The sequence below is a fragment of the Nocardia carnea genome, from assembly GCF_029868325.1.
Classification (GTDB): domain Bacteria; phylum Actinomycetota; class Actinomycetes; order Mycobacteriales; family Mycobacteriaceae; genus Nocardia; species Nocardia carnea_C.
Window position 1 is genome coordinate 22,286 of record NZ_JARWNW010000162.1, and the last position, 6,109, is coordinate 28,394.

Annotated in this window: 6 protein-coding genes and 1 pseudogene; all 7 read right to left on the reverse strand. The window is 68.0% G+C overall.

Features of this window, described 5'->3' with window-relative positions; translation table 11 throughout:
* Positions 1-59: 59 nt before the first annotated feature.
* A complete protein-coding gene (locus tag QH196_RS12200; protein ID WP_280415888.1) occupies positions 60-893 on the reverse strand; it encodes a CPBP family intramembrane glutamic endopeptidase in 834 nt (277 codons plus the stop codon).
* 30 nt (positions 894-923) lie between these two features.
* A complete protein-coding gene (locus QH196_RS12205) occupies positions 924-1,106 on the reverse strand; it encodes an antitoxin (protein ID WP_195055474.1) in 183 nt (60 codons plus the stop codon).
* 88 nt (positions 1,107-1,194) lie between these two features.
* Positions 1,195-3,414, reverse strand: coding sequence for an ATP-dependent DNA ligase (locus QH196_RS12210; protein ID WP_280415889.1), 2,220 nt, complete (start codon positions 3,412-3,414; stop codon positions 1,195-1,197).
* Positions 3,415-3,440: 26 nt separating this feature from the next.
* Positions 3,441-3,680: an antitoxin gene (locus QH196_RS12215; protein WP_062972664.1), complete on the reverse strand. Its 240-nt coding sequence runs from the start codon at positions 3,678-3,680 to the stop codon at positions 3,441-3,443.
* Between the two features lie 34 nt (positions 3,681-3,714).
* Positions 3,715-4,859, reverse strand: a pseudogene (locus QH196_RS12220) (MBL fold metallo-hydrolase).
* A complete protein-coding gene (locus QH196_RS12225) occupies positions 4,859-5,584 on the reverse strand; it encodes an enoyl-CoA hydratase (RefSeq protein ID WP_280415890.1) in 726 nt (241 codons plus the stop codon). The pseudogene QH196_RS12220 and the gene QH196_RS12225 overlap by 1 nt, the downstream one beginning before the upstream one ends.
* Before the next feature lie 154 nt (positions 5,585-5,738).
* On the reverse strand, positions 5,739-6,109 hold a 371-nt coding region (locus tag QH196_RS12230), incomplete at its 5' end, for an aldo/keto reductase (RefSeq protein WP_280415891.1).

A 6,109-nucleotide genomic window follows, 5' to 3' on the forward strand; every position in this document is an offset into this window, starting at 1 on the left:
CCCGCGGGCTCCACTTCCTCCGCAGACGCACCTACGACTTCCGGTAACACCGTGGTAGTTCAGCCCTTCGGGGGTGACAGCACGCCGCGCCGATGTCCGACGTATAGCAGCAGCACGGTCGCCGCCGAGCAGACCAGGACCGAGACAACGCTCGCTTCCGGGCCGAAACTTCCTCCGGACAGCCAATCCGGGCCTGTCGTGACCGCAGTGACCAGCGATTCGCGCGCCTCGCTCCCCGACACGACGGTGCCGAAGATCCCCATGGTCGCGGCGTTCCAGCCGAAGTGCAGGCCGATCGCCAGCCAGAGCGATCCCGTCGCGAGGTAAGCGGCACCGAGCAGCAGACCCGCCTCGACGGCGATCGCGATCGCGCCCCACACCGAAGCATCGGGATTGAGCAGATGCACCAGGCCGAAGATCAGGGCGGACACGACGAGCGCGACCGCAGCCCCCCAGCGATCCCGGAGGAGCCGGAAGACGACACCGCGGAAGAACACTTCCTCCGCGACGGCGACGGCGCACATGGCGCCGGCCACCGCGAGAGCACCGGAGACCGACCCCCACCCGCTGATTCGATACACGCCGAGCAGCGCGAGGACACCGATCGCTACTGCCGCAAGGCCTATTCCGGACACCGTGCCGACCACGAGGTGAAGGCCGCCGCCGCGACGGGGGAACTCGGCAACCCGACGCCGCTCGATACGGCGTCCGGCCCAGATGTAGAGCCAGACCACCGCGCACGCCAGCACTGGGCCGACGATGAGGGCAGCCACAGGATTGTGAACCGACGCGGCAAGGGAATTCGCGACCAGCATCACGACCGCGAATCCGGCGACCACGAGTGCCGCCCGGCCTTTACTCAGACCGGCCGGACCACCCCCGGCAACGCGCACCCGAAACTCACTCGGGGCGGAGTTCACCACCTACTTCTGCTGATCACGTACGGCTTTGCGGGCGGCGTCCTGCGCCTTGTCGACCTGCGACGCGTATTTTCCGCCGGTCTTCTTGTCCACCGCATCGCCGACCTTCTCGATCAGCGGGTCGACCTTATCGGCGTTCTTGCGCGCCAAACCGAGCGCTTTGTTCGCCAGCCCTTTGAAATCCATGGTGTGTGCTCCTCGTTCCAACTCGCTACGGAGGTAACGATACCCAGCGGTTTCGCGGCGAGCGGAGGAACGACGGCAGCGACGGCTGTCACACCTCGCCGAGCCAGGCCGGGTGCCAGAAGCGGCCGCCATCCGTCCAATCCATATAGCGAACAGTGCCTTTGATCTTCGGCGTCACCCAGATAGCGTCCCGGAGTTCGTCGGCCGACATCTCGTTGGTGAACGGCGGCGTCTTACGTTCCGACCGGCGCAGCCGGGCCGCCAGATCCGCCATCCCCGCCTCGTCGAACCCGGTACCGACCCGGCCCACGTACACCAGGCCGTCCTCGCCGGGTATCCCGACCAGCAGCGAGGCGAACGGTCGCGCCTTACTGCGCCGCATACCACCGATTACCACCTCCTGGGTGCGCCAGTTCCGGTGCTTCACCCACGAATGCCCGCGGGTCCCGGGCAGATACACCGAAACCAGCCGTTTGGCGATCACCCCCTCGGCGCCTTCTTCTTCGCTGCGACGCAGGGCCTCGGTGCCGTCGCCCTCGTAGCGCGGCGGCACCCGGAGTTCGGTGGTCGTCGCCGCCAGCGCTTCCAGCACCTGGCGCCGATCGCGGTAGCGCTTGCGCAGCAGCGAGGTGCCGTCGAGGAACAGCAGATCGAAGGCCAGGAATTCGGCGCGACGCGGATTCGCTTTCAACAGTGCGATATTCACCGCGCCGTCGGGTCCGCGGACGATGAGCTCACCGTCGAGTATCACCTGGTGGCCAGCCAGTTCCTCGGCCAGTACCGACAACTGGGGATAGCGTGCGGTGACATCGTTCCCGGCCCGGCTGCGCAGTCGCAGTTCGCCGGCATCGATTTCGACGAGCAGCCGGTATCCGTCCCATTTCCGTTCGAACGCCCATTCCGAGTCCGGCAGCCCGGCCACTTCGCCACTGGTGGCCAGCATGGGAGTGAGCCCACGCGGCAGTTCCGCGGTCGCAGGCTGGTCTTTCATGAGGTGCATCAGCCACTGATCGCCCTCGGTGCGGATCATGGCGTACCGGCCGTTGAGCCGCTCGCCACGGAAGACCACGATCACCTCGTCGTCGCGCCACTTCTCGGCGCGGTAGGTGCCGGAATCCCAGACCGACATCTCCCCCGCCCCGTACTCACCGGCCGGGATCGTGCCGTGGAAGTCCAGGTATTCCAGCGGATGGTCCTCGGTGTGCACCGCGAGCCGGTTCTGCCGGGTACTTTCCGGCGGCCCCTTGGGTACCGCCCACGACACCAGCACCCCGTCGCGTTCCAACCGCACATCCCAGTGCAACCGCCGGGCATGGTGTTCGTGGACGACATAGCGATCACCGGGGCCGGGCCGGGGTGCATGCGGCGGTACCGGCTCCGGTGTGCGCGCCGGGTCACGCATGGAGCGGTATTTCGTCAGCGCGTCGTTCAGTGGTGTATCCAGCCCGGCCAGCAGATCGCCGTCGGACCGGTACCGCTCCAGAACCTCGTCGAACCGCAGCTGCCGCAGCCCACGGTCATCCTCGAGCTCCGCCCAGTGGCGCGGTGCGGCGGCGTTCGGCTGTTCGCGTCCGCGCAGCGAATACGGTGCGATGGTCGTCTTGGACGGGTTGTTCTGACTCCAGTCCAGGAACACCTTCCCGGCCCGCACGTTCTTCGCCATAGTGGCGGTGACCAGGTCGGGAAGAAGTTTCTCCAGATTCGTGGCGACCTGTTTGGCCACCGTGGACGCCCCGCCGGGACTCAGTGCCCGGTCCAGCGGGACGTACAGGTGGATACCTTTGCTACCGCTGGTCAGCGGAAACGCCCGCATCCCGATTTCGGCGACCATATCCCGCACCCCGAGCGCCACCCGCGCGCATTCGGGCAGACCCGCGCCGGGGCCGGGATCGAGATCGAACACCAGCCGCGTCGCGGGGCCCCGCGCATCGCCGTCGAACCGCCACTGCGGTACATGGATCTCCAGGGCGGCCTGCTGCCCCAGCCAGACCAGGCCGGCCTGCGACGAGATCACCGGATAATGCGCGGTCCGGTCGGAGTGTTCCTGGGCGCGGCGCGGTAACCACGACGGCGTACCCGCGCCGAGGTTCTTCTCGAAGAACGACGATTCGGCAACACCGTTCGGCCACCGTTTACGGGTGATCGGCCGGCCCGCGATATGCGGCAGCATCGCCGGGGCGATCTCCGCGTAGTACTCGATGACCTCGCCCTTGGTGGTGCCGGTCGCCGGATAGAGCACCTTGTCCAGATTGCTCAGCCGGACCTCGATATCCGGCTGACCGGGTTCACCGCCGAACGTCCGGTGCACGTGGGTTCACAGCGCCCGGCCGCGGCTCACGGCCGCGGGCCCGGCCCCGGCTCCCCCGGCTGTCCCGGACCACCCGGCTGGTCGGGCGGAACCACCTTGCGGGCGGCTTCCTTACCCTTCTGGATCTTGTCCGAATACTTGCCCTTGGTCCTCTGGTCGAGGAAATCCCCGGCCTTGTCGACCGCCTGGTTGATCTTGTCGGAGTTCTTGGCCGCCGCTTCCTGACCCTTACCGGCCAGATTCTTCAGGTTGTCCATCAAGCTCATTGCCGAATTCCTTCCTGTCGCCGAGCGGAAGTGTTCACTCCATATCCTCCCACCAGGAACGCCCTGGCGGGAGATCACCCATATCGAGCCGTTGCCCGGGTACCGGCACCGCGATGTCGGTACCGGCCGCGGCCGCGGCCGCCCCCACCCCGCGCCCCGGGTGGGGGAGGGGTGGGGGGGCAGATTGTAGGTCGCCCAGTGGATCGGCAGCAGCACGCCGTGCCCGGGATCGCCACCGCACAGATCGGCGTGGGCGCGCACCGCTTCCTCGGGATTCATATGGATATCGGCCCAGCTGTGGTTGTAGGCACCGATGGGCAGCAGGGTCAGGTCGAAGGGGCCGCACTGCGCCCCCGTCTCGGCGAATGCCTTGGTGAACCCGGTATCGCCGCCGAAGTACACCCGATGCGCCGGGCCGGCCAGCGCCCAGCCCGCCCACAGGGTGGTGTTGCGGACCAGGCCGCGCCCGGAGAAATGGCGGGCCTCGGCGCAGGTGATCGTCAGCTCGCCCCCCGACTCGTCCCGCGCGGACAGCGAATGCGAACCACCCCAATCCAATTCGACGATCCGTGCTTCCGGCACACCCCAGAGCCGCAGATGCGCGCCGACCCCTAGCGGAACCACGAAAACCGCGCGCTGGGTGTGCAGCAGGGTGGTGACGGTATCGGCGTCGAGATGGTCGTAGTGGTCGTGCGAGATGACCACCGCGTCCACCGGCGGCAGTTCGGTCAACGCCACCGGCACCGGGTGGATCCGGCTCGGCCCCACCAGTCGCGACGGCGAAACCCGCTCACTCCACACCGGATCGGTGAGCACCCGGAAACCGTCGACCTCGATCAGCGCGCTGGCATGCCCGTACCAGGTGACGGCCAGATCGGCGGCCACCGCCGGACATTGCGGCTCGGCCAGCGGCACGACCCCCTTCGGCCGCCCCGCCCGCATCGCGGACGCCATCGACAGCAGCCCGGCGGGATCGTCGGGTACGACGATCGGCGAGGCGGGCTCGGTGTTGTGGAATTGACGGTTGCGGTAGCTGCGCGCCCCCGTAGCAGTGGGTGCGATCGCCGAAACCGAGGCACCCAGCGCCGCCGGTAACCCGTCCAGTGCACGCAGCACCCAACCCAGTACGGTCATCCCGGCCAACCCCGCCACCGCGGCGGGGAGGATACGGGGTCGCATCACCGGCCCACGAATTTCGGGGAGCGCTTCTCCTTGCGGGCCTGCCGGCCCTCCTCGGCGTCCTCGCTGTTCCATGCTGCCTCCAAGGCGGACTGCTGTTCCTTGGGTGACGGCTCCCGGGTGCCGTCGTCGTTGAGTTCCAGCTTCAGGTGCCGCAGCGACAGCGGCGCGAGTTCGGCCACCGATTTCGCCCACGTCTGCGCGTCCGCCAACGTTCCGAGACGATTGGCGAAGCCGAAAGTGTAGGCATCGGCCGCCGAGATGGGTTCGGCACCGAGCAGGACGGTACGGGCCGGGCCGCCACCGAGCAGCGAGACCAGCCGCCGAGTGGTCCAGCGATCCACGGAGATACCCAGTTTCGCCGCGGGAACCGCCAGATACGAATCCGGCGCCATCACCCGCAGGTCCGCCGCCATCGCCAACTGCACACCGGCGCCGAGCGCGGGCCCGTTGAGCGCGGCGATCACCGGTACCGGCATCGCCTCGACCTCGTGCAGCATCTCCAGCAGGGCGTCCAGGAATTCGGTGGAGTACACACCGTCGAGATCCGCGCCCGCGCTGAACACCGGCCCCCGGCCGGTGATCACGATGACGCGGGCGTTGTGCGCTGCTTGGAGGAGCGCCTCGCGCAGCCCTACGACCAGATCCAGGTTCAGCGCGTTACGACGCTCTTCACGCTGTAGTTCGATGGTGACGACGTCGCCGTCGCGGCTGACCCCGAGCATGTGTGTCCCTTCCCCGCTCAACGAATACCGATCCAACAGCCAATAACGATGCGTTACCGACCACTCTGCCACAGCGACGGGCCGGCCCACCCGGCACGACGCGGGGCGGTGCCAGCCGGGGCCGGTGTGGTGGCGGTGCGCGGAACGCGCGGACTCAGGTTTCCAGACCGACCGCGAAGGTCGCCGGATCCGCACCGGTCCGGGTGCCGCTGTCCAATCCGGTGATGGCGTTCATCTGCTCGGCGGAGAGTTCGAAGCCGAAAACATCGAAGTTCTGCTCGATCCGCTCGGGGGTCACCGATTTCGGGATGACGATATTGCCGAGCTGCAGATGCCAGCGGATGACCACCTGCGCCGGTGAACGGTCCACTTCCCCGGCGGGAGCGGGGGGGCTACCGCGGGCGCGGCGTTCGAGCAGTGTCACCTGCTTACCGGCTTCGGCCAGCCATACCGCCGAGGCGAGCCCCGCCAGCCCGCCCCCGATCACGACGTATCGGCGGGAATCGTTCATATTGCGCTCCGCCG